At 62.9% G+C, this 24141-nt stretch carries 18 protein-coding genes, 3 tRNA genes and 2 pseudogenes; 21 read left to right on the top strand and 2 right to left on the bottom strand.

Features of this window, described 5'->3' with window-relative positions; genetic code table 11:
* The first annotated feature begins 71 nt into the window (after nt 1-71).
* The 17 genes from A2G06_09430 (at nt 72) to A2G06_09350 (ending at nt 13534) form a co-directional block, all read left to right on the top strand.
* A complete protein-coding gene (locus tag A2G06_09430) occupies nt 72-1427 on the top strand; it encodes an amine oxidase (protein ANA40474.1) in 1356 nt (451 codons plus the stop codon).
* Nucleotides 1428-1446: 19 nt separating this feature from the next.
* A complete protein-coding gene (locus A2G06_09425; protein ID ANA41642.1) occupies nt 1447-2529 on the top strand; it encodes a heptosyltransferase in 1083 nt (360 codons plus the stop codon).
* 57 nt (nt 2530-2586) lie between these two features.
* Nucleotides 2587-2661, top strand: a tRNA-Val gene (locus A2G06_09420).
* A gap of 49 nt (nt 2662-2710) precedes the next feature.
* Nucleotides 2711-4648: a threonine--tRNA ligase gene (locus tag A2G06_09415; GenBank protein ANA40473.1), complete on the top strand. Its 1938-nt coding sequence runs from the start codon at nt 2711-2713 to the stop codon at nt 4646-4648.
* 11 nt (nt 4649-4659) lie between these two features.
* Nucleotides 4660-5178: a translation initiation factor IF-3 gene (locus A2G06_09410; GenBank protein ID ANA40472.1), complete on the top strand. Its 519-nt coding sequence runs from the start codon at nt 4660-4662 to the stop codon at nt 5176-5178.
* A gap of 37 nt (nt 5179-5215) precedes the next feature.
* Nucleotides 5216-5413, top strand: a complete 198-nt coding sequence (locus tag A2G06_09405) for a 50S ribosomal protein L35 (protein ID ANA40471.1) — start codon at nt 5216-5218, stop codon at nt 5411-5413.
* Nucleotides 5414-5505: 92 nt separating this feature from the next.
* Entirely contained in the window at nt 5506-5859 is a 354-nt protein-coding gene (locus A2G06_09400) for a 50S ribosomal protein L20 (GenBank protein ID ANA40470.1), read from the top strand.
* A gap of 74 nt (nt 5860-5933) precedes the next feature.
* On the top strand, nt 5934-6953 hold the full coding sequence (locus A2G06_09395) for a phenylalanine--tRNA ligase subunit alpha (GenBank protein ID ANA40469.1): 1020 nt from the start codon (nt 5934-5936) through the stop codon (nt 6951-6953).
* A gap of 68 nt (nt 6954-7021) precedes the next feature.
* Nucleotides 7022-9427: a phenylalanine--tRNA ligase subunit beta gene (locus A2G06_09390; GenBank protein ID ANA40468.1), complete on the top strand. Its 2406-nt coding sequence runs from the start codon at nt 7022-7024 to the stop codon at nt 9425-9427.
* Between the two features lie 94 nt (nt 9428-9521).
* On the top strand, nt 9522-9797 hold the full coding sequence (ihfA, locus tag A2G06_09385) for an integration host factor subunit alpha (protein ANA40467.1): 276 nt from the start codon (nt 9522-9524) through the stop codon (nt 9795-9797).
* Between the two features lie 17 nt (nt 9798-9814).
* Nucleotides 9815-10168 (top strand): transcriptional regulator, encoded by a 354-nt coding sequence (locus A2G06_09380; protein ID ANA40466.1) that lies wholly within the window; start codon nt 9815-9817, stop codon nt 10166-10168.
* An 8-nt stretch (nt 10169-10176) separates the two neighbouring features.
* Nucleotides 10177-10253: transfer RNA gene (locus A2G06_09375), tRNA-Pro, on the top strand.
* Nucleotides 10254-10358: 105 nt separating this feature from the next.
* Nucleotides 10359-11147, top strand: a complete 789-nt coding sequence (locus A2G06_09370; GenBank protein ID ANA41641.1) for a 5'/3'-nucleotidase SurE — start codon at nt 10359-10361, stop codon at nt 11145-11147.
* A gap of 27 nt (nt 11148-11174) precedes the next feature.
* The gene (locus tag A2G06_09365) at nt 11175-11825 is read left to right on the top strand and encodes a protein-L-isoaspartate O-methyltransferase (protein ID ANA40465.1); all 651 of its coding nucleotides are present in this window, start codon (nt 11175-11177) and stop codon (nt 11823-11825) included.
* 33 nt (nt 11826-11858) lie between these two features.
* Nucleotides 11859-12845: an RNA polymerase subunit sigma gene (locus tag A2G06_09360; GenBank protein ANA40464.1), complete on the top strand. Its 987-nt coding sequence runs from the start codon at nt 11859-11861 to the stop codon at nt 12843-12845.
* 37 nt (nt 12846-12882) lie between these two features.
* On the top strand, nt 12883-13398 hold the full coding sequence (locus A2G06_09355; protein ID ANA40463.1) for an adenine phosphoribosyltransferase: 516 nt from the start codon (nt 12883-12885) through the stop codon (nt 13396-13398).
* 59 nt (nt 13399-13457) lie between these two features.
* Nucleotides 13458-13534: transfer RNA gene (locus A2G06_09350), tRNA-Arg, on the top strand.
* Nucleotides 13535-13616: 82 nt separating this feature from the next.
* Here the strand turns inward: A2G06_09350 and A2G06_09345 are convergent.
* Together A2G06_09345 and A2G06_09340 are read right to left on the bottom strand one after the other, a co-directional pair.
* A pseudogene (locus tag A2G06_09345) lies at nt 13617-14491 on the bottom strand (ATP phosphoribosyltransferase).
* The gene (locus A2G06_09340) at nt 14488-14865 is read right to left on the bottom strand and encodes a phosphoribosyl-AMP cyclohydrolase (GenBank protein ANA40462.1); all 378 of its coding nucleotides are present in this window, start codon (nt 14863-14865) and stop codon (nt 14488-14490) included. Before A2G06_09340 ends, A2G06_09345 begins: the two are co-directional and overlap by 4 nt.
* Before the next feature lie 345 nt (nt 14866-15210).
* On the opposite strand from A2G06_09340, the gene A2G06_09335 reads away from it, so the two are divergent.
* The 4 genes and pseudogenes from A2G06_09335 (at nt 15211) to A2G06_09320 (ending at nt 24129) form a co-directional block, all read left to right on the top strand.
* Complete coding sequence (locus A2G06_09335) at nt 15211-15552, top strand: TSCPD domain-containing protein (GenBank protein ID ANA40461.1); 342 nt, start codon at nt 15211-15213, stop codon at nt 15550-15552.
* Nucleotides 15543-18737 (top strand): exodeoxyribonuclease V subunit gamma, encoded by a 3195-nt coding sequence (locus A2G06_09330; GenBank protein ANA40460.1) that lies wholly within the window; start codon nt 15543-15545, stop codon nt 18735-18737. Before A2G06_09335 ends, A2G06_09330 begins: the two co-directional genes overlap by 10 nt.
* A pseudogene (locus A2G06_09325) lies at nt 18734-22345 on the top strand (exodeoxyribonuclease V subunit beta). The gene A2G06_09330 and the pseudogene A2G06_09325 overlap by 4 nt, the downstream one beginning before the upstream one ends.
* Nucleotides 22342-24129, top strand: coding sequence for an exodeoxyribonuclease V subunit alpha (locus A2G06_09320; GenBank protein ID ANA40459.1), 1788 nt, complete (start codon nt 22342-22344; stop codon nt 24127-24129). Before A2G06_09325 ends, A2G06_09320 begins: the two are co-directional and overlap by 4 nt.
* Nucleotides 24130-24141 lie beyond the last annotated feature (12 nt).

Here is a 24141-nt window from a genome sequence, read left to right as displayed (position 1 = left end):
ATAGGGAATGTACTCATCTGCTGGGCATGAAACGTATCCTTGTCACCGCGAGCAAAATCGAGTGAGAGCCAATGTCTAGCATCCTCATTATAGGTGCTGGTCCCACCGGCCTTGGTGCGGCTCATCGTCTTCGTGGACTCGGGTTGGAGAATTGGCATCTCTTCGAGTCCACCGAGCAGATCGGCGGCCTCTCCGCCTCCTACGTCGACGACCATGGCTTCACCTGGGACGTCGGCGGTCACGTCCTCTTCTCCCACTACGACTATTTTGACCGTGTGGTGGAGGAGGCCCTTGACGGCGCCTGGTATGAGCACCAGCGGGAGTGCTGGGTCCGCATCCGCGAAACATGGGTTCCATACCCGTTCCAGAACAATATCCGTCACCTCCCGCCTGATGCCCTTGAAGAGTGCCTGGCTGGCCTTAAGGCGCTGGCCGGATCTCCGAGCCTTGCAGCCAACTTCCGTGAATGGATGGACCGTGTCTTCGGGGCCGGCATCGTCAAGCATTTCATGGAGCCCTACAACAAAAAGGTATGGGGCGTCCCCCCCCACGAAATGTCTCGCGAGTGGATCGGCGAACGGGTAAGCGTCATCGATCTGGCCCGCATTGAGAAGAACATAGCTGAGAAGACTGATGACGTGAACTGGGGGCCGAACAATACCTTCAAATTCCCTCACAAGGGTGGTACAGGGGCGATTTTCAGCAGCATCGCCACTCGTTTCCAGGATCGCATCTCGTTCTCCCATGAATTGGCGGAGGTTAACCTTGCTGCCCGCGAACTCGGCTTTTCCAACGGTCGGCGCGAACGGTACGACTCCCTCATTACCACCATTCCTCTCGACATTTTCATAGGCCTCTGCCGGGACGTTCCCGAGCCCGTGCGCGAGGCTGCCAGTCGCCTGGTCCACAACAGCGGCCTCATCGTCGGCATCGGTGTCGAGGGGGAAAGGCGGGACAGCAAGTGCTGGATGTATTTCCCCGAGGACAATTGCCCCTTCTACCGGGTAACCAACTTTCACAACTATTCGCCATGGAACGTCCCGAATGGCGATACCAGCCGCTTTTTCTCGCTCATGTGCGAGACTACGTACTCTCCGCACAAACCGGTTGACCGCGCGGAGATCGTTGAAACAACCATCCAGGGACTGATAAACGCCGGCATGCTCGCCGAAAGCGAACGAGAGCGGATCATCAGCAGATACGTGATAGATATCCCGTATTCCTATCCCGTGCCTACCGTGGGCAGGGATGAAGCGCTTGCCGTGATCAATCCGTTCCTCGAATCGCAGGGCGTGTATTCGCGAGGACGCTTCGGAGCATGGAAGTACGAGGTGGGCAATATGGACCATTCATTCATGCAGGGTGTAGAGGTGGTGGACCGCATCCTGAACGGTGCGGACGAGCCGACTCTCAATGGTTGCATCTGAAGCGGCCAGCGCATTGAGCATGAAAGCCACACTGTTACTACTTAAGCAGGTCGATCGGTTAGCCGGACGACTGGCGGCATCGTTGTTGCCCCGGCCTGTTCCGCGGGAAACGAACGCCCCGCCCAAGTCCATCCTCGTCATCCGCCCCGGCGGCATCGGCGACGCTGTCCTCCTTGCTCCCGCACTGCGCGCACTGCACAAGAGTTACCCCGGCGTCTCCATTGATATTCTGGCCGAACGGCGCAATGCCGGCGCCTTTGCTCTCTGCCCCGGCCTCCGTTCGGTTAGCCGCTACGATGTTCCCGCTGAGTTTCTCTCCGTGCTGCGTTCACGCTACGATATCGTCATCGATACGGAGCAGTGGCACCGGCTTTCGGCCGTAGTGGCCAGAATTGTCCGGGCGGGGATCAAAATCGGCTTTGCAACCAACGGGCGCCGTCGCCTCTTCACCCATCCCATGCCGTATGAGCAGGATGACTACGAGACCGACAGCTTCATGCGTCTGCTGACACCGCTCGGCATCAGCGGGGCAGGGAAGGTGGGGGGCTCATTTCTGGCTGTCCCGGCCCGGGATGCCGAATCAGTCGATCAACTGCTCGGGGGGCTGAAAGGGCGGCGATACGTCGCACTGTTTCCCGGGGCAAGCATTGCGGAACGGCGTTGGGGGGCGGAACGCTTCGCGAGTCTTGCTGCGCTGCTGATGCAACGGGGCATCGGCGTCGTTGTGGTCGGAGGCGAGTCGGAGCGTGCCGACGGTCGTGCTGTTGAGGCAGTCGGCGGTCTTTCTCTGTGCGGAAGGACCGGGCTCGCCGCTACCGCAGCGGTGATCGGGCGCTCGGCGCTTCTCGTCAGCGGCGATTCGGGCATCCTTCACATTGCCGTCGGGCTCGGCATCCCCACGGTTTCCCTCTTCGGCCCCGGCCGGGCCAAGAAGTGGGCGCCTCGAAACGGTTGCCACACGGTAATCAACAAGGAGTTGCCCTGTTCCCCCTGCACCACCTTCGGATACACGCCGAAATGTCCTGAAAATGCGCGTTGTATGGCAGATATCACCGAGCATGAGGTGGAAAACGCCGTGCTTGAAAAAATATCTCATGTTTAAATAAAGCCTTGACACCGTTTGAACTGAGTGGTAAATGATGAAGCTCGTTTTGGTTGGAGGCGCGTAGCTCAGGGGGAGAGCGCTACCTTGACACGGTAGAGGTCGGCGGTTCGAGACCGCCCGCGCCTACCATTCGAAAAATGCTCGTGGCGCACGCTGTGAAAGGGGCATCGAAGGTTCGATGCCTTTTTCTGTTAAGGGGCCAGTGATGGGAGACATAAGGGTAACGCTGCCGGATGGTTCAGAGAGAGTTCTTGCCGAGGGCGCCACGGTGCGCGATCTTGCCGCTTCCATCGGGGCGGGGCTTGCCAAGGCTGCCATAGCCGGAAAAATCGACGGTGTTCAGGTCGATGTTGTCACTCCCTTGGTTGACGGCGCCAGGGTCGAGATCATTACCGATAAGTCTGCGGATGGCCTGGACATCATCAGGCACTCCACCTCCCACCTCATGGCCCAGGCGGTGAAGCAGCTCTTCCCGACCGCCAAGGTTACCATCGGCCCTGCCGTGGAAACGGGCTTCTACTACGATTTCGACGTGGAAACCCCATTTAGTCCCGAAGACCTCGCCCGCATCGAGGAGCGGATGAGAGAGCTCGCCAAGGCCGACATTCCCGTCGAGCGCCAGGTGCTCTCCCGTGACGAGGCGGTGAGGCTTTTCCGTGACATGGGTGAAGAGTACAAGGTCGAGATCATCGAGGCGCTCCCCGAGGAGAACGTTTCGCTCTATCGCCAGGGCGATTTCGTTGACCTGTGCCGCGGTCCCCACCTCCCTTCGACCTCCTTTTGCCGGGCGTTCAAATTGACTTCTCTGGCCGGCGCCTACTGGCGCGGGGACGAGAAGAACAAGATGCTCCAACGGGTCTACGGCACTGCCTTTGCGGACAAGAAGGAGCTCGAAGCCTACCTGGAGAAGATTGAGGAGGCCAAGCGCCGCGACCACCGCAAGCTGGGCCGGGAGCTCGATCTCTTTTCCTTCTCCGATGACGTGGGGGCTGGTTTCGTCATCTGGCATCCGAAGGGCGCCATGCTCCGTACCCTGCTGGAGGATTTCGAGCGCCGTGAGCATCTCAGGCGCGGCTATGACATCGTGGTCGGTCCCCAGATCCTGAAGACCGAACTCTGGCAGCGTTCCGGCCACTACGACAATTACCGCGAGAACATGTATTTCACCGAGGTGGAGGGGCAGGGCTTCGGCATCAAGCCCATGAACTGTCTTTCCCACATGATGATTTACAAGTCCCAGTTGCGCAGCTACCGGGATCTGCCGCTCCGCTTCTTCGAACTCGGCACGGTGCATCGCCACGAGCGCGCCGGCGTGCTGCACGGCCTTTTGCGGGTACGCTGCTTCACCCAGGACGATGCCCATATCCTCTGTACTCCCGAACAACTGGATGCCGAGATCAAGGGGGTCATCTCCTTTGTGAACGACGTCATGGGCATATTCGGGTTCGACTACGAGATGGAGCTCTCCACCAGGCCCGAGAAGTCCATCGGCTCGGACGAGGACTGGGAGCGCGCCACCGGGGCCTTGCTGGGTGCCCTCAAGGACTCGGGCCGGCCCTATGAGATCAACGAGGGGGACGGCGCGTTCTACGGGCCCAAGATCGATATCAAGCTGCGCGATTCCCTTGACAGGAAGTGGCAGTGTGCTACAATCCAGTGCGATTTTACGCTCCCCGAACGGTTTGATCTGACCTATGTGGATGCGGATGGCGAGCGCAAGCGCCCCGTCATGGTCCATCGGGTCATTCTCGGGTCCATCGAGCGGTTTATCGGTGTCCTCATTGAGCACTTCGCCGGCAATTTCCCCGTGTGGCTCTCGCCGGTTCAGGCCATTGTGCTTACCGTTACCGACAACCAGCAGCCCTATGCGGCGCAGGTGTTCGAGTCGCTTCGGACGAACGGGGTGAGGGTTCAGAAGGATTTTCGCAACGAAAAGCTGGGGTTCAAGATCCGCGAAGCCCAGTTACAGAAAATTCCCTATATGCTCGTCATCGGTGACAAGGAAGTCGAATCAGGTACGGTAACTCCCCGGTTCCGCGACGGGTCAAACCTCGCGGCCATGAAGCCGGAGGAGTTTGTTGCGTTTGTCAATGACGAAGTGAAACGCTTTAATTAGGAGGTGGCGCCATAGCGAAGCCTACGGTAAATATCAATCAGGCCATACGGGCGCGCGAGGTGCGCGTTGTCGGCGCAGAGAGCGAACAGTTGGGGATCATGTCTCTTCAGGAGGCCCTTGCGCTGGCCGAAGCGCGGCAACTCGACCTGGTGGAGGTTTCACCCACTGCGGTGCCGCCGGTTTGCCGGATCATGGATTACGGCAAGTTCAAGTACCAGCAGAGCAAAAAGCTTCAGGAAGCACGGAAAAAACAGTCCCACGTGCAGGTCAAGGAAGTAAAGCTCCGGCCCAAGACCGATGAGCATGACCTGATGACCAAGATCAAGCATGTGCGGCGCTTTATCGAGGAAGGAAACAAGGCGAAGGTAACCCTTGTGTTCCGCGGGCGCGAAATAACCCACCTGGAATTCGGTTCCCGGGCCCTCGACCGTGTTGCCGCCGAATTGGAAGATATCGCAGTTGTCGAATTCAAGCCGAAGATGGAAGGGCGCAGCATGTTCATGATCGTTGCGCCCAAAGTCAAAAAATAGAGATTCTACCGAGAACGCAGCAAAGGAGAATAGAGCAATGCCCAAGATCAAGACCAATCGCGGCGCAGCCAAGCGCTTCAAGAAGACTGGCACCGGCAAGATCAAGCGGAGCCACGCCTTTACGAGCCACATCCTCACCTCCAAGACCAGGAAGCGCAAGCGCCAGCTTCGTTCCAGCGCCGTTGTGGCGGCAGTGGACCACAAGAACATCGCCAAGCTCATCCCTTACATGTAGCGGAGCCTGCTCCGTCATGACGCCGTGAACCGTGAGGAACTGTCTCCCCTTGCGGATCCGGAAAAATATCACAGAAAAAGAAGGAGTAGTAGATGGCACGGGTAAAAAGAGGTTTCAAAGCGAGACGCAGAAGAAACAAAGTACTTAAGCTTGCCAAGGGGTTCAGGGGCGCACGGAGCAAATTGTTCAGGAGCGCAACGGAGGCCGTCGACCGGGCGCTCAATTACGCGTTCCGGGACCGCAAGGTCAAAAAGCGCGACTTCCGGGCCCTCTGGATCACGCGGATCAATGCAGCTTCCCGGCTCAACGGACTTTCGTACAGCAAGCTCATCCATGGCCTCAGACAGGCCCGGGTCGAGATTGACCGCAAGGTCTTGGCTGATCTGGCCGTGTCGGACCCCAAGGGGTTCTCGGAAATCGCGACCCTCGCCAAAGCCCAGTTTTAGTGAAATCCTGAGGAATACAAAAAGAAATGGGATGCTCTGCGTTCCATTTCTTTTTTTGTAAAGGGATACCGGACATGAAAGAAACGCTTGATCAACTGATGCAATCGGCCCTTGCAGAGATTGCCGGTGCAACTTCCGAGGACGCCCTGCAGGAGTTGCGCGTCAGGTATCTGGGGAAAAAGGGGGAACTGACGGCTGCCATGAAGGGGCTCGGTTCGCTCTCTCCCGAGGAGCGTCCCCGCATGGGCCAAATGGTCAACACGGTCAAGGACCGGCTCGAGACCACGCTGGATGAAACCCTGCAACGGGTCAGGGCCGTGGCCAAAAAGGAGCGCCTGGAGCGGGAACGCCTTGATGTGACGCTCCCCGGCCGCACGCCGTTGCTGGGAACCAGACATCCCATCTCGCTCGTCATCGAGGAGATTTCGGATATATTTGCCGGACTCGGCTTTCAGGTGGCCGAAGGCCCCGAGGTGGAACTGGACTTCTACAACTTCGAGGCACTCAACTTTCCCAAGGACCACCCGGCCCGGGACATGCAGGATACCTTTTTCGTGGACGAGGACATCCTGTTGCGCACCCACACCTCTCCGGTTCAGGTCCGGACCATGCTCAAGCACGCACCCCCGGTCAGGATCATCTCGCCGGGCACGGTCTACCGGTGCGACTCCGACGCTACCCACTCACCCATGTTCCATCAGATCGAAGGGTTCATGGTTGACAAGGGGGTTACCTTCGGCGACCTGAAAGGGATACTGACCATCTTCGTGAACCAGTTCTTCGGCGCCGGGACAGGAGTCCGGCTCCGCCCCTCGTTCTTCCCCTTCACCGAGCCGAGTGCCGAAGTGGACATCGCCTGCGTCATGTGCAAAGGGCAGGGGTGCCGGGTCTGCAAGCAGAGCGGCTGGCTCGAAATACTGGGGGCCGGCATGATCGATCCAGAGGTCTACCGCCATGTGGGCTATGACCCCGAGTCGATCTCCGGGTTTGCGTTCGGCATGGGGATCGAGCGGGTCGCCATGCTCAAGTATGGCATCGGAGACCTGCGCCTGTTCTTTGATAATGATGTGCGGTTCCTGCAACAATTTAGATGATTCAGGTGTTTTTGTTTGTATTTCTCTGGTGAAACTTTAACTACTGCGTCTCGGACAGAGTGAGATATATGATCGTTACGTACAACTGGCTCAAGGAATTTGTCGAATGTGATCTCTCTACTCAGGAGCTTGGTGACCTGCTTACCATGCTCGGTCTCGAAGTGGAGGGGGTGCGCGAGGTCGGGGGCGGCCTCGACCAGGTGGTGGTTGCCGTGGTGGAGGAGCGCCGGAAGCATCCCAATGCGGACAAGCTTTCCCTCTGCAAGGTCAATAACGGCCGGGAGATCCTGGATATCGTCTGCGGGGCCCAGAACTTCACTGCCGGCGACAAGGTCGCCCTGGCCCAGATCGGGGCCGTGCTGCCGGGTGACTTCAAGATCAAGCGATCCAAGATACGCGGCGAGGAGTCGTGCGGCATGCTCTGCTCAGAGCGTGAACTGGGGCTTTCTGCTGAATCGGAAGGGATCATGATCCTTCCCCCCGACCTGCCGCTCGGAGTCCCCCTGTTCGATGCCCTGGGCCTCAAGGACACCATTTTCGAGATCGGGCTCACCCCAAACCGCGCCGATTGTCTCAGTATTGTCGGGGTGGCGCGGGAGATTGCGGCAAAGCTCGGGAAGCGGATTACCTATCCGGGACACGCGGTTGTCGAGTCCGGCGAACCCGTAACGCAGAAGGCAACGGTCATCGTGGAGGACCCCGAACTCTGCCCGCGCTACACGGCCCGCTCTATCAGCGGATGCTCCATCGGCCCCTCGCCGGCATGGCTCGTCCGGCGCCTGGAGGCGGTCGGAATGCGTTCCATCAACAACGTGGTCGACGTGACCAACTACGTCCTGATGGAGTACGGGCATCCTTTGCACGCCTTTGATGCCGACCTGCTGGAGAGCGGCACGATCGTTGTCCGTCGGGCAATGGACGGTGAGGTGTTCACCACCCTTGACGGACAGCAGCGTGCCCTCACCGCCGGCGATCTCACTATCCGTGACGGAGCGAGGAGCGTTGCCCTTGCCGGTATCATGGGGGGAGAGAATTCGGAAATCCGCGATACCACGACGAATATCCTGCTGGAGAGCGCTTACTTCAATCCATCCGCCATCCGCCGTACCGCCAAGCGCCTGGGGATCCACACCGAGTCGTCCCATCGCTTCGAGCGGGGGGCGGATGTGGCTATTGTGACCAGGGCCCTTGACCGGGCTGCCGCGCTCCTGGCCGAATTGGCCGGGGGGACTGTTGCCGCGGGGATTATCGATGTCTATCCCGCGCCTGTTTCCCAGCGGACGATCCGGTTCAGGGTGGATCGCTGCAATGCCCTTCTCGGGGTCGAGCTCTCCGCCGATGAAATGAAGGCGCTGTTTCATCATCTGGAATTTACCACTGTCACGGTTGAGCCCGGCATAATCGATGTGACGGTCCCAACATTCAGGGTGGACCTGGAGCGCGAGATCGACCTGGTGGAGGAGGTAGCGCGTTTGAACGGCTACGGCCGGATTGAAACGACCATGCCTCGGGCCCGCGTCTTTTCCGACCGACCCTCTCAGCACCAGCGCATGGAGAGGCGGGGCCGCGACCTGATGGTGGGGCAGGGGTTCAATGAGGTCATAACCTTCAGCTTCATGGCGCCCGGCGCCCTTGACCGCATGATGCTCGGCCCCGAGGATGGCCGGCGCAGCGTGGTGGCGCTCAGGAATCCCCTTGTGGACGAGCAGGCGGTCATGCGGACAACGCTGCTCCCCGGGCTTCTGGAGGCGGCTTCCCGCAACCTGAACTACCGCAGTCTCGACCTGCGCCTCTTTGAATTGCGGCGCGTATATTTGCGGGTTGAAGGTGAGCAGCTTCCCAATGAGCCGCTGGTCCTTGCCGGGCTCATGACCGGCAGGCGCTACCCTGAAGGGTGGAACCAGGAGAAGCACCCCCTTGATTTCTATGATGTAAAGGGCGTTGTAGAGACGGTTCTCGACGCATTCTCGGTCAGTGGCGCGACCTATTCGTCCGGCGATGCCGATGTCTTTTACCATCCCGGCAAATCGTGCACGGTCAGGTGCGGCGATTCGATGCTGGGCTCCCTCGGCGAACTCCATCCCGATGTGCAGGACAATTTCGGGATCGACCAGCCGGTATTCTACTTCGAGCTTGATTTCGAGCGGCTCCTGTCCGCAGCGCGCGGCGCCGCGGCCGTTGTCCCGCCGTCGCGCTTCCCGGACACGTTCAGGGACATTGCCATGCTTGTGGCCGATGAGACGCCTGCTGCGGATATTGTCCGGTGCATCAGCGGGCTGCGTATCCGCGAGATCGAAAGCGCAGCCGTGTTTGACCTCTACAAAGGTGCCCATGTTCCCGAAGGAAAAAAGAGCATCGCGGTGCGGGTGCGCTATCGCTCCACAGAGAAAACCCTGAGCGACGACGAGGTTTCACCGCTGCACCAGAAGGTCATTGACAGCCTCATCACGAAGCTCAAAGTGACGATTCGTTAAAAACTGGTTGATTCTGCCGAATCGCTGTGATATAAAACCAGAGCTTCAGTTGGCCGGCTAACGGTCAGATTATGTAATAAATTTGAGGGAGTATATGACGAAGGCCGATATTGTCGAGCAAATATACGAGAAGATTGGTTTCTCCAAGAAAGAGTCCGCTGAGCTGGTCGAACGCGTGTTCGGTCTGATCAAGGAAACCCTTGAGCGTGGGGAAAAGATCAAGATCGCCGGCTTCGGCAATTTCGTGGTCAAGGACAAGGCCGATCGTCGCGGCCGCAATCCGCAAACCGGTGACGAGATCATCATTTCGGCCCGTAAGATCCTTACCTTCAAGCCGAGTCAGGTTCTCAAGTCCTCGATCAACACCTAGAACGCTTCGCCGGAGGCATGGTGGCGGAGGAGACGCCGGACAAACAGTACTACCGCATCGGCGAAGTATCCCGGATAACCTCACTCAAGCCGTCGGTTCTCCGTTTCTGGGAGGCCGAGTTCAAGGAGTTGCGGCCGCCCAAGAGCAGAACCGGCCAGAGGCTCTACACGCGGACTGATATTGAGCTTCTGCTGGAAATAAAACGGCTGCTCTATGGTGAAAAGCTGACCATAGACGGTGCAAGAAAGCGTTTGGCTACAAGTAAGGGGCATGGGCAGGCAGGCCCACCTCCCAGGCAGGATCAAGCTCTTGAAGAGATCCTCCATTCGGTCAAATGTGAGTTGGAATTGCTGAAAAAACAATTGCAATAGCACGTATTCGGGGCGTAGCGCAGCCTGGTAGCGCACCAGACTGGGGGTCTGGTGGTCGCTGGTTCGAATCCAGTCGCCCCGACCATTTCACAGGGGGTTACGAGATATATTTCGTAACCCCCTTTTGCGTATCATCCGCCGGTAGCGGAGGCCCGTCTCCGGCATGCGAACGGAGGGCAAGGGGGTGGCCATGAGAATTCTCGTTACCAATGATGATGGTGTTCACGCCCCCGGCATCGTGGCTCTGGCGGAGGCGCTCAGGCTTGTGGGCAAAGTCACCGTAGTTGCGCCTGACCGTGAGCGAAGCGCGGTCGGCCATGCCCTCACACTTCACCACCCCCTCAGGGTGACGGAGATCATGGCTGGTATCTTTGCCGTTGACGGGACACCAACCGACTGCGTAAATCTCGGGATTCATGCTCTTCTGGCCGGATCGCCCGATATCGTGGTGTCCGGCGTCAATCGCGGCGGGAACCTGGGCGACGACATCACGTACTCCGGGACCGTCTCTGCTGCTCTTGAAGCAACCCTCATGGGAATTCCCGCCATTGCCGTTTCTCTTGCAGCCAACGGACATGGGAGCAACTACCGTCCGGCTGCCGCCTTTGCGGCGCGGTTGGCAAGGGAAGTACTCGAACGGGGCCTCCCCCGGGACACGTTCCTGAATGTCAATGTCCCCGACCTCCCCGCCGAAGAGCTCGGTGGACCGGTTATCACCTCGCAGGGAAAGCGCGATTACGGTGGCGATATCGTGGCCAAGGTTGATCCGCGAGGCAGGAACTACTACTGGATCGGCGGCAACGAACCGGTCTTTCGCGACATCGAGGGAACCGACTTTCATGCCGTCAAGCGCGGCAGGATATCGGTCACCCCGCTTCACTTGGATTTGACCAACTACGCATCGCTCTCGGTGTTACAGTCATGGGACCTCTCGGCATGCCGTCCGGAGGCTGGACAGCCGTCGGGAGCTCTGCTATAGTCGCGTTTCCACCAACAGGGGCATGTCATGAATTTTGAAATTGCACGCAAGAGGATGATCGAATCCCAGATCATCGCGCGAGGCGTCTCGGACCGGCGGGTGATCGAGGCGATGCTTAAGGTGCCCCGCCACGTCTTCGTAGAAGAGGCCATGGCCGCCCAGGCCTACAGTGACACGCCGCTCCCCATCGGTGAAAAGCAGACCATTTCCCAGCCTTACATGGTTGCCCTGATGACTGAACTCCTGGAGTTGAAGGGGAGGGAAAAGGTCTTGGAAATCGGTACCGGCTCAGGATACCAGGCCGCTATCCTGGCAGTCATGGCCGACCGGGTCTACACGGTGGAGCGCATTCGCCCGCTGGCGTTGCGGGCGCGCAAGGCCCTCGACAGCCTGGGCCTCCTCAATGTCAATATCAAGATATCTGACGGCACGGTCGGCTGGGAGGAGGAAGCTCCCTTTGACGCCATCATTGTGACCGCCGGAGCACCGGATATCCCGCAAAAGTACATAGACCAGCTCAAGCCGGGGGGGAGACTCGTCATCCCGGTGGGGACCCAGTTCGAGCAGGTGCTCGTCAGGGTCGTCAAGCAGGAGGATGGTTCGGTCGTGCAGGAGAATGTTACGGGATGCAGGTTCGTCAAACTGGTGGGCAAGTTCGGCTGGAGCAGCGATGACTGAGCGCCCTTCGGGCGCTTTGCAACGGAGATCCCCATGAGCGACATGAACGAACTGGATGAGAAAGAACTGGACTCACCGGATGAGCCCGGCGGGGACTTTATCGAGCCCGAACCGACAGCCTTCGAGCTGGGGGCGTCAGAGGAAGAGGATGAGCCAGAGGAGCCTGCGGAAGCCGGCAAGAACATCGAACAGGAACACTTCGACGATGCTATCAAGCTCTATCTGCGCGAGATTCAGCGGACGCGGCTGCTGACCGCCGATGAGGAAAAGGAGCTTGCCGGCCGTATCGCCAAGGGCGACAAGGCTGCCCGGGACAAGATGATCGAGTCGAACCTGCGGCTCGTGGTCAAAATTGCCAAGCGTTACATCAATCGGGGGCTTCCCTTTCTCGATCTTATCGAGGAGGGAAACATGGGGCTCATCAAGGCGGTAGAGCGCTTCAAGCTCTCGAAGGAATGTCGTTTCTCCACCTACGCCACCTGGTGGATTCGCCAGTCCATCGAGCGTGCCCTGGTGAACCAGTCGCGGACGATCAGGTTGCCGGTCCATGTCTCCGACGACATCAACAAGATGCTGAAGATCACGCGGGAACTGGTGCAGAGGTTCAACCGCGAGCCGAGCGTGAAGGAAGTCGCCACCGAGATGAAGGTGAATTCCGCCTACGTCCGGCGGCTGATGGTCCTCCTCAAAAAGACCTACTCCATTGAGCGCCCCATGGGAGAAAACAGCGATTATTTCCTCATCGACACCATTGAGGATACGTCCACTGTCTCGCCGGCCGTGCTGCTCGAGGATCTCAACAAATATGAGATCGTGTCCAAGTGGTTTGCGTCCCTGTCCGAGAATGAGCAGACGATCCTTACACTCCGCTTTGGTCTGGAAGACAAGGAGCCCCAGACCCTTGACACCATCGGTCGCAGCTTTGGTGTCACCCGTGAGCGTATCCGGCAGATTGAGGCCAAGTCTCTGGAGAAATTGAGGAAATATATTGAAGAAAGCGATGGCAATGCCATTGATTGAGCCGATTTGATGCCATCACGGAAGGGGAAGAAGAAGCATGAATGAGCTGAAAGACATAATCCGCGACGTTCCCGATTTCCCCAAAAAGGGGATCATCTTCAAGGACATTACCACGTTGCTGGCGGACGCCCCGTCGTTCCAGCGCATGGTTGACCTGATCGCGCATCGCTATGTGGGGAAGAAGATCAGCAAGGTGGTCGTGGTGGAAGCCCGCGGCTTCGTCATCGGCGCCGCCCTGGCCTACAAGCTCGGAGCCGGCGTAGCCCTGGTGCGCAAGCCGGGCAAACTTCCCTCGGAAACCTTCAGCAAGACCTATCAGCTCGAATACGGCTCAGACACCCTGGAGATCCATACTGATGCCATTACCAAAGGGGAGCGGGTGATTATCGCCGACGACATCCTCGCCACTGGCGGCACCATGGCGACGGTGGTCGAGATGGTCGAGGCCCTGGGTGGCGAGATCGTCGAGTGCTGCTTCCTGGCCGAGCTCGAATTCCTCGGGGGGAGAAAGAGGCTGCCCGAAGGAAAGGTCTACTCGCTCCTCACCTTCTAGTATCACTGGTGAAAGGGCTTGAAAATGCGCCCCGGATAGGCTATAAAAAATTTTCTTTTGTCCCCGTAGCTCAGCTGGATAGAGCACTTCCCTCCTAAGGAAGGGGTCGGACGTTCGAATCGTCTCGGGGACGCCAGTAAAATAAAGGGCCTGCACTCATCGGTGCAGGCCCTTTTCTGTGTCTGTTCCTCCCTTCCCTGAAGCGTACCCGGCGACTGCTAGATGATCTTGTTCAGCGGATACTCAACGATCCCCTCGGCGCGAGCTTGATCAGCTCGGGAACGATGCGCCGGACCTCCTTTTCCGGAAGGATACTCTCGATGGAGACCCAGTCCGAGTTGAAGAGGTGGGACACGGTAGGGTTCTTGAGGCTCGGCAGCACACGGGTGATTGCCTCCAGCCGGTCATTGGGGGCGTTCATCTTGAGGCCCACCATTCCCTCGGCGGCAAGGGCCGATTTGAGGAGGGTGGCGATGGTCTCGATCTTCTCGCGCTTCCACGGATCGGCCCAGGCGGCCTTGTTGGCGATCAGGACCGGCACTGACTCCATCAGGTCGCAGACGATCCGCAGGCCGTTGGCTTTGATGGTGGACCCCGTCTCGGTCACTTCCACGATGGCGTCGCAGAGGCCGTCCACCACCTTTGCCTCGGTGGCGCCCCAGGAAAATTCAACGGTTACCGGGATGTTGCGCTCGGCAAAGTACCGCTTGGTGAAGCCCACCAGTTCGGTGGAGATGGTGGCCCCGTGGAGGTCCTCCGGCTTCTGCACGGCGGAGTCCCTGGTAACCACCAGGACCCAGCGGGCGGGCCTGCGGGAGACCTTTGAGTAGACCATTTCGCAGACTTCCACCACGTCCGACTCGTTTTCCCTCACCCAGTCGCGGCCGGCAATGCCGGCGTCGATGGTGCCGCGCTCAACGTATTTCCCCATTTCCTGGGGCCGGATGAGCTTGCAGTTCATCTCGTCGTCGTCAACGCCGGGGAAGTAGCTGCGGGAGGAGATGCTGATCTGCCAGCCTGCCTTGCGGAACAGCTCGACCGTGGCGTTTTCGAGGCTGCCCTTGGGCACGCCGAAATTGAGAAGTCCGCTCATTTCTTGTACACCTCCGCCGGATCGAACAGGGGCTCGGAGTGCTCGACCCACTGGCCGTCCTCCCACCGGACATAGAAGCAGCTCCGGTTGCCCGTGTGGCAGGCTGCCGGACCGTTCTGCTTCACCTTGATGACCACGGCGTCGGCATCACAGTCGGTGAGCACCTCGACCACCTCCTGGGTGTTGCCCGACTCCTCGCCCTTCATCCAGTACTTGTTGCGGCTGCGGCTGAAGAACCAAGTCTTGCCGCTCTCAAGGGTGAGGTTGAGGGTTTTTTCATCCATGAACGCCACCATGAGAACCTCGTTGGTGGCGTGGTCCTGGATAATGGCCGGGATGAGCCCTCCCATCTTCTGGAAATCGATCGTTATCATGCCGGGTGTCTCTCCTCCTTTGCGGGAATGAACCAGATTTCAGCAGTTGAACACTGCCTGCAGTCGTGCCGACGGTCTCTTTCAGTAATACCAGGCTCATTTTTCTGCAGCCGATCACCATTGGGACAGGAGCGGCCGTGAACCACGGAATTTCCTTTAATACTCCGCCATCTATCATTGTGTCAACAAAATGTGGCGCCAGAAGTCGGAGCCCTTGGCAGGAGAGGGGCGTTCGGGGTATAACCGACTCCTGGGGCATACCCGGCAGGCGGGATAGAGGACGTATTCTGTCGCACTGTTGGACGATACTCTAGCCTGCCTTCATATCCCCAGAAGGAGCATCCCATGACGGAACGAAAACGTCCCGCGGCGCTGCGGGGCACGACCGTAGCCCTGGAGACCAACTGCGGCAAGCTCTATGTGACGGTCAACCGCGACCCGGACACCGGCCTGCCCGTTGAAGTCTTCTGCCGCTTCGGAAAGGCGGGCGGGTGCGGCAGCGCCGTCATGGACGGCCTGACCCGGATGATCACCCGCGGCCTGCTCTCGGGCATGGACCCGCAGGTTGTGGTTCGGGACCTGGCCGGGATATCGTGCCACCGGGGCGCCGCCACCTGTCTCGACGCCCTGGCGGAGGCGGTGGCCCTGGCCCTGGATGAGGGGAGAGGAGAGGACCGTTGTCCCTGACCATCTACACGAGCAACCGGATGGAGGCCCTGGTCGAGCAGCTTTGCGCCGTGGTCGAGCCTCCCCTGTCGTCACCCTTTGTTCCCGAGACCATCGTGGTGCAGAGCCGGGGCATGGAACGGTGGCTCGCGATGGAGCTGGCAAAGCGCCTGGGGATCTGGGCGAACGGCTCCTATCCCTTTCCCAATGCCTTTGTCTGGTCGCTCTTCCGGGCGGCGCTGCCCCATCTGCCGGACCAGTCCCCCTTTGACCCCGCCATCCTGACCTGGCGGATCATGGACCTGCTGCCGCGCCTGCTCCCGGAACCGGCCTTCGGCCAGTTGCGGGGATATCTGGCCGGGGAGGACCGGGAACTGCGGCTCTACCAGCTTGCGGCCAGGATCGCCGACACCTTTGACCAGTACACCGTGTTCCGGGGCGACCTGCTGGCGACCTGGGAAACGGGGCGGGACCAGCAGTGGCAGGCCCGGCTCTGGCGCGCATTGACCGCGGACAGCCCCGGTACCCACCGGGGGGCCGTGCGCGACGCATTTCTGAAACAGCTGGCCGGCGGGCGTCTCCCTGCCGGCGTCTGCCCCGAACGGGTGTCGGTCTTCGGCATCTCGTACCTTCCGCCGTTCCACCTGGAGATCTTCACCTCCCTGGCCCGGCTCTGCCCGGTGAACCTGTTCGTCCTGAGCCCCTGCCGGGAATACTGGGGGGATATCGTCTCGCCCGGCGCCCGGGCGCGGATGACGCCGGAGCGCCGGCTGCAGGCCGTTGAGGGGCATCCGCTGCTTGCCTCCCTGGGCAAGCCGGGGCGCGATTTCTCGTCCCTCATCCTGGCCTGCGACGACCTGTCGGGCGGCGAGCGCGACCTCTATGCCGAAGCCCCCGGCGAAACGCTCCTGGCCGCGGTGCAGAACGGCATCCTTACCCTGGACGAGGCCGACGGCACTCCGCGTCTGGTCCGGGTGGACCCCGGCGACCGCTCGATCGGGATTCATTCCTGTCACGGCCCCATGCGCGAGGTGGAGGTGCTCCACGATGTCCTGCTGGCCATGTTCGAGGACCTGCCCGGCCTCACGCCCCGGGATATCCTCGTGATGACGCCGGACATCGAGACCTATGCCCCCTATGTTGCCGCGGTTTTCGGCGGCGGGCAGGACCAGCGGCGGCGGATCCCGTTTTCCATTGCCGACCGGAGCATCCGGTGTGCCGGGGGGGCGGCCGACACCTTCCTGTCCATCCTCGACCTGCCCCTGGGCCGCTTCCCGGTGACCGACGTGCTGGACATCCTGGAGACCGGCGCGGTCCATCGCCGCTTCGGCATCGACGAGGCCGGTCTCGAACAGATCCGCTCCTGGGTGGAGTCAACCCGCATCCGCTGGGGCATGGACGAGAACGAACGCCGGGCTGCCGGGCTGCCTGCCTACCGGGAGAACAGCTGGCAGGCGGGGCTCGACCGGCTACTGCTGGGGGTGGCCATGCCCGACGAGGAAGGGGCCATGTTCGGCGGCATCCTCCCCCACGATGCCATGGAAGGGGATGGGCCGGTGCTCCTGGGGCGCTTCATCCGCTTCGTGGAGGCCCTGGACCGGGTGCGGCAGGATCTGGCGCGCCCCCGCTCCCTTGAGGGGTGGACAGCGACCCTGCGCGGCATCCTGGCCGACTTCTTCAATCCCGATGACGCCACCACCTTTGAACGTGCCGCCCTGGGGAGGATCGTGGACAGCCTCGGCGACCTCGGCACGGGCTCCGGCTTCACGGACGAGGTGGGCCGGTCCGTGGTCAGGGCCTGGCTCGGCGAACGGCTCGACAAGCCCAACCAGGGGCTCGGCTTCATGACCGGCGGGGTCACCTTCTGCGCCATGCTCCCCATGCGGAGCATCCCTTTCCGGGTGATCTGCCTGCTGGGGGTGAACGACGACTCCTTCCCCCGCCGGGACCGCGCCGCCGGCTTCGACCTGATGGCCGCAGACCGCCGCCCCGGCGACCGGTCGCTACGGGAGGAGGACCGCTACCTCTTCCTGGAAGCCCTTCTCTCGGCCCGGGAGCGCCTGGTGATCAGCTACACCGGCCAGAGCGTCCGGGATAACGCCGAGCTTCCCCCCTCGGTACTGGTGAGCGAGTTCCTCGACTATCTTGGATCTCGTTTCACGGACGGCACCGACCGGTTCCCGGCCTCCCTGGTGACGCGGCACCGACTCCAGCCCTTCAGCCCCGCCTACTTCACCGAAGACGGCGAACTGTTCAGTTACGCGGCCGAAGAGTGTCGCGCCCTGGCCCGGCGCGGCAGGGACGACGCACCGCGCCCCTTCCTGGAGCACCCCCTGGCCGAGCCCGGTCCGGCGTCGGCCGACGAAACGGAGATCCTGCCCCTGGCGCAACTGATCTCCTTTTTCGAGCACCCGGTGCGCTACCTCTTGCGCCACCGGCTCGGCATCCGCCTGGAGGAAAGCCGCTCCCCCTTGGAGGACCGGGAGCCCTTTGCACTGGACTCTCTGGATGCCTTTCTGCTGGAACAGGAGATCCTGGACCACACCCTGGCGGGCGGAGACCCGGCCGACCTCCTGCCCGTTGCTCGGGCTCGGGGCGGCCTGCCCCCGGCGCGGCAGGGAGAGCTGGCCTTTGCGGGGCTCACCGCACGGGTGAGGGACCTGGCCGACCGGGTCCGGCTGGCAACCAGCAGCCGGCCTCCCCTTGAACCCGTGACCGTGGACCTGCGGGTGGGCGAGCGGCGGCTCGTGGGCGAGCTGAGTTCCCTCTGGCCCGCCGGTCTGATCCGCTGGCGCTGCGCCAGGCTGTCCGGCCGCGACCACATCCGGCTCTGGATCGAGCACCTGGTTCTCAATGCCCTGGCATTGCCCGCCACCGGGGCGGCAAGCAGGCTCCTGGCCGCTGACGGCGACTTGGCGCTCCGTCCCGTGGCCGCCCCCCTTGCGCACCTGGAGGCTCTGGTGTCGTACTACGGGCAGGGGAGCCGGAAGCCGCTGCGGTTCTTCCCGCGCACCTCCCTGGCCTTTGCCCGCACGGGCGAGATGGCGGCGGCCCGCACCGCCTGGGGGGGAGATTTCTACCCAGAGGGAGACGATCCCTATTATGCGCTCTGCTTCGGCACTGCCGATCCCTTGGACGACGCCTTCCGCGAGACGTCCGTCGCAATCCTGACCCCCCTGCTGGCCCACCAGGAGGACGAGCGGTGACTTCTCTGCAACCCCATGACAATCTGACCGTTGAACTGTCCGGCCACAACCTGGTGGAAGCCAGCGCAGGCACGGGCAAGACCTTTGCCATTGCCTGCCTCTACCTGCGCCTGGTGGTGGAAGGTGAGGGGCTGCTCCCCGAAAACATCCTGGTGGTGACCTTCACCGAGGCGGCCACCAAGGAACTGCGCGCCCGCATCCGCCAGCGGCTGCGCCAGGCCCGCGACCGGTTCGCCGGCGGGGGCGCGCCGGACGAGTTCCTCGACCGGCTGGCCCTGGGCGAGCGCTGGCCTGGGCACGCCACGGCCCTGTCTCGGATCGACAGCGCACTCCAGACTTTCGACTGCGCCGCCATCTCAACCATCCACGGCTTCTGCCTCCGGGCGCTCCAGGAAAATGCCTTCGAGAGCGGTTCCCTGTTCGACACCGATCTGGCGGTGGACCAGGAACCGCTCCTGCGCCAGGTGGCGGACGATTTCTGGCGCCGTCACTTCTTCGGCGGGGACGCGCCGCTGCTCCCCCTGGCCCTGGGGCGGCGCTGGTCTCCGGAGGTGCTGGCGGCATTTCTGCGGAACATTGCCGGCAAGCCACACCTGGCCGTGGAGCCGGTCTGGCATTCCGGTGAAGCGGACCGCGTGGCCGGGGAGATCCGGGACGCCTTTGCCGCGCTCGCGTCCCTCTGGCGGACGCAACGGGATGAGGTTGCCGCCATCCTGGCCGCCGATCCCGGCCTGAGCCGCTCCAGGAGCAACTACCACCCGGACCTGGTGCCGGGCCTCCTGGCCGCCATGGACGGCTACGCGGCCGGCGCGGACCCCTACGCGCTCTTTGCCGGGTTCGACAAGTTCACCGCCGGGTTTCTGGCCGGGCAGCGGCTCAAAAAGGCCGACCCGCCCCGGCACGACTGCTTCGACCTCTGCGACCGCCTGGCGCGGCTCACCTCCCAGCGGCTCCTGCTCCTGAAGGCCGAGTTTGCGGCCCGGGGCCTGGAGCGGCTGACCGCGCTCAAGGCGCAGCGCAACGTCCGGGGATATGATGACCTGCTCACGGATCTCCACGCCGCCCTTGACGGGCCCGGCGGCACAGCCCTGGCCGACCGGTTGCGTGAGCGCTACCGGGCCGCCCTCATCGACGAGTTCCAGGATACGGACCTGGTCCAGTACCGGATCTTCCGGGCGGTCTTCAGCGGCGGTGCAGTGCCCCTGTTTCTGATCGGCGACCCCAAGCAGGCCATCTACAGCTTCCGGGGGGCCGACGTTTTCGCCTACCTGGAGGCCCGGCAGGAGATCCCGGCGGAGCGGCGCTTCACCATGGACCGCAACTGGCGCTCCACGCCGGAGATGGTCGAAGCGGTGAGTTCCCTGTTCCGCCTGGGGGGGGAGCATCCCTTCCTGGTCGGCGACATCGCCTTTCCCCCGGTCACGGCGGCCCGGCAGCAGGGATGCTCCTTCGGCGACCGCGATCCGGCTCCGCTCCAGCTCTGGTTCTTCCGCCGGGGCGAGAGCGACCGCGACTGCATCAACCTGGGCACGGGCCTGCAGCGGATTGTCACCGCCGTTGCCGACGAGATCTCCGGGCTCCTGGCCGACGGCCGCGCCGGCACGGCCTGTCTGGAGGACGAGGACGGGCGGATGCAGCCCCTCACCCCCGGCGACGTGGCCGTCATCGTCCGGTCCCACTTCGAGGCGGGCTTGGTCCAGCAGGCCCTGCGGGAGCGAGGTATCCCCTCCGTGGTCCAGAGTGCCGATAGCCTGTTCGAGACCCGCGAGGCCGGCGAGGTCTGGACCGTGATGGGGGCCGTGGCCGAGCCCGGGAACGAGGGGCGGGTCAGGGCTGCTCTGGTTACGGCGCTCTTCGGGCTCAACGGCAACGACCTGGCGCTTCTCATGGAGCAGGAGGCGGCCTGGGAAGAGCGGATCGCCGCCTTCCGCGACTACCGCGACCTCTGGCGCGAGCGGGGCTTCATGACCATGTTCCGCGCCTCCTGGACCGGGAGGGGGTGAGGGAGCGGTGCCTTCCCCTGCCCGACGGGGAGCGGCGGCTCACCAACCTGCGCCACTGCGCCGAGGTGCTCCACCAGGCGGCCGTTGAGCGGCGTCTCGGCCCCGATGCCCTGACGGCGTGGTTCGGGGAGCGGGTGAGCGTGTCCCCGCCCGGGGAGGAGTACCAGATCCGGCTCGAATCGGACGACCGGGCGGTCCGCATCGTCACGGTCCACGTCAGCAAGGGGCTGGAGTATCCCGTGGTCTTTGCTCCCTTCATGTGGGGCGGTCTGCGGGATGACGGGGACCTGACCCTCTGCCACGAGGACGGCTTCCGGCTGGTGGCGGATTTCGGCACCGACCGCCGGGACGAGCGGCAGCGCCGGGCCCGCACCGAGGCCCTGGCCGAGAACCTCCGCCTCCTCTACGTGGCCCTCACCAGGGCCCGCTGCCGCGCCTACCTGGTCTGGGGCAAGTTCCGCGGCGCCGAGACCTCGGCTCCGGGCTGGCTCCTCCACGGCAGCCGGACCGACGGGACAGGCGACCCGGTGAAACAATTGGAAGAAACCCTGAAGAAGGCGACCGACCAGACCCTGCTGGAGCGGCTCAACCACCTGGCAGGGGCAAGCGGCGGGGGCGTGGCCGTGACCGAAGACCCGTGCCCGGACCGGCTGCCCCGCTTCCGGCCAGCCGTGGGTGAGGCGCCGCTGGTCTGCCGTGAGTTCAGGGGCGAAATCGACGCGGGCTGGCGAGTGGCCAGCTTCACCTCCTTTGCCTCGGGGCACCGGGAAACCGCCGAGTTGCCGGATCGGGACCAGACCCTGCCGGAGCTTCCGTCCGACGCGGCCAGTGACGCGACAACCCCGCCCGAGGCTCCATGTTCGCCTTTCCCCGGGGCCCCGGGCCGGCATCTTCCTGCACGGCCTCTTCGAGCAGCTCGATTTTGCCGTTGCCGGCGACGATACGGTGCGAGACCTGGTTCGGCGCGAACTGGAGCGCCACGGCCATGGCGCCCAATGGCTCGACCCGGTGAGCCGCATGGTCGGCAACGTCCTGAATGTTCCTCTGGGCGGTGAGGGGAATTCATTCCGCCTGGCCGACCTGGCCCCCGGCAGCTGGCTGGCAGAGCTGGAGTTCTATTTCCCGCTCCGGTTTGTGCAGGACACCCAGGTGGCGACCATTCTAGCCGGGGCCGGGGTGCTTCCCCAAGGGGCCGACCTGGGAGCGGTGGCACGCCGGATCGTCTTCGGCGAGGCCCGGGGCATGGTGCGCGGCTTCATGGATCTGGTGTTCCGCCACAGTAGCCGCTACTACCTGATCGACTGGAAATCGAACCACCTGGGGAACCGGGCCGAGGATTACGGCCCCGAGCGCCTCTGCCGCGAGATGGAGCGCTCCCTCTATCCCCTCCAGTACCTGCTCTACACCGTGGCCCTCGACCGCTTCCTGGAGCGCCGCCTGCCCGGTTATCGCTACGAGGAGCACTTCGGCGGAGTGTTCTACCTGTTCCTGCGGGGGATCGATCCCGAACGCCCCCCCCTGGGGGTCTATCATGACCTGCCGCGGCCCGACCTGGTGCGGGCATTGACCGACTGCCTCGCGGGACGGGAAGGAGGAGCGCCGTGAGTGCCGACGACCTGCAGTTCCGCGACATCGACGCCTGTTTTGCCGACTTCCTCTGCCGCCTGGCCGGGGGCCAGAACGACGATCTCCATCGGGCCGCCATGCACGCCAGCGCCGCCGTAGGGGCCGGCCACGTCTGCCTGCACCTGGACGAAGCCTTTGGCAGCGACGGCGCGGCCCTGGCCGCCACCCTCAGGGCCCTGCCGGTGGTGGGTCCGCCCGGTGGCCGTACCCCCCTGATTCTGGACGAAAAGAACCGCCTCTACCTTTATCGATACTGGAACTATGAATATCTAGTTGCTGAATTCATAAAGCAAAAATCCGCAGAGATCCGTCCCGTTTCCCTGCCGCTCCTGCGGGCGGGTATTGACCGGATCTTCGGGCCGAAGGGGGACGATGCCGTGGACTGGCAGCGGGTGGCTGCCGCGGCCGCGGTGCGGAGCGGCTTTTGCGTCATCTCCGGGGGGCCGGGTACCGGCAAGACCTCCACCGTGGTTTCGATCCTGGCCCTGCTCCTGGAGCAGGCCGGCGAGGAAGGGGCGGGCATTGCCCTGGCAGCGCCCACGGGCAAGGCCGCGGCGCGGCTCGGCGACTCCATCCGCGACGCCCGTCAGCGCCTGGCGGCGGTAACCCCCGTGGCGGAGCGGATCCCCGGCCAGGTCTCCACCATCCACAGGTTGCTGGGGGTGATTCCCGGCTCGGTCCGCTTCCGTCACAACCGTCACAATCCGCTGCCCCACCGGGTGGTGGTGGTGGACGAGGCCTCCATGGTGCCGCTGCCTCTCATGGCCCGGCTGGTGGAGGCCCTGGCACCGTCGGCCCGGCTCATCCTCCTGGGGGACCGGGACCAGCTCGCCTCGGTGGAGGCAGGGGCCGTGCTGGGCGACATCTGCGACACCGGGCGGGCGCACCGGTTCTCAGCCCCGTTCCGGGAGTTCATCCGTGATGCCGCGGGCGAGGAGATCGAGGGCGAAGCCGGGGACGACGGGGATGGGCAGCCGGGGACACCGGCCGACTCCCTGGTGATCCTGCGCAGGAACTACCGCTTCGGTGCGGCCAGCGCCATTGGCGCGGCCAGTGCTGCCGTGAACGAGGGCGACGGAGACCGGCTTATGGCGCTTGTGTCAGGAGAAGGGATGGACGGAGGCGTAGCGCTCCGGCCCGTGCCGCCGGCGGAGCGGCTTGCCGGGGCCCTGGCCGAGAGCGTTGTTGCGGGGTATGGCGAGTACCTGGGCCAGGCAGACCCGGAACAGGCCCTGGTCTGTTTCGACCGCTTCCGGGTCCTCTGTGCCGTCCGGCAGGGGGAGTACGGGGTGCAGGGGCTCAACCGGGCCATCGAGCGGGTCCTGGCACGGCAGGGGCTCATCGATGTCGACCGCGTCTGGTACCCGGGGCGGCCGGTCATGGTGACGGTGAACGACTACGGGCTGGGGCTCTTCAACGGTGACATCGGCCTGGCCGTTGCCGATCCCGCCTTCAGCGGCGGGCTGGCCGTCTGCTTTCCCGCGCCCGGCGGTGGAGTCAGAAAGATTTCCCCGGCCCGGTTGCCGGCCCATGAAACGGTCTTCGCCATGACGGTCCACAAGAGCCAGGGGTCCGAGTTCGACCGGATACTGCTGGTGCTCCCTCCCTTCGACAGCCCCGTGCTCACGCGGGAACTGGTCTACACGGGACTCACCCGCGCCCGGACCGGTGCGGTCATCTGGGCGGACGAGGAGATCCTGCGGTCCGCTGCGGCGCGGAGGAGCGAACGACGGTCGGGCCTGCGGGAAGCGTTGTGGGGATGATGGGGTGATGGG

It is taken from the genome of Geobacter anodireducens, assembly GCA_001628815.1.
Lineage (GTDB): Bacteria > Desulfobacterota > Desulfuromonadia > Geobacterales > Geobacteraceae > Geobacter > Geobacter anodireducens.
The sequence above is the reverse complement of the archived record's forward strand: the minus strand, read 5'-3'. Positions and strand labels throughout refer to the sequence as shown.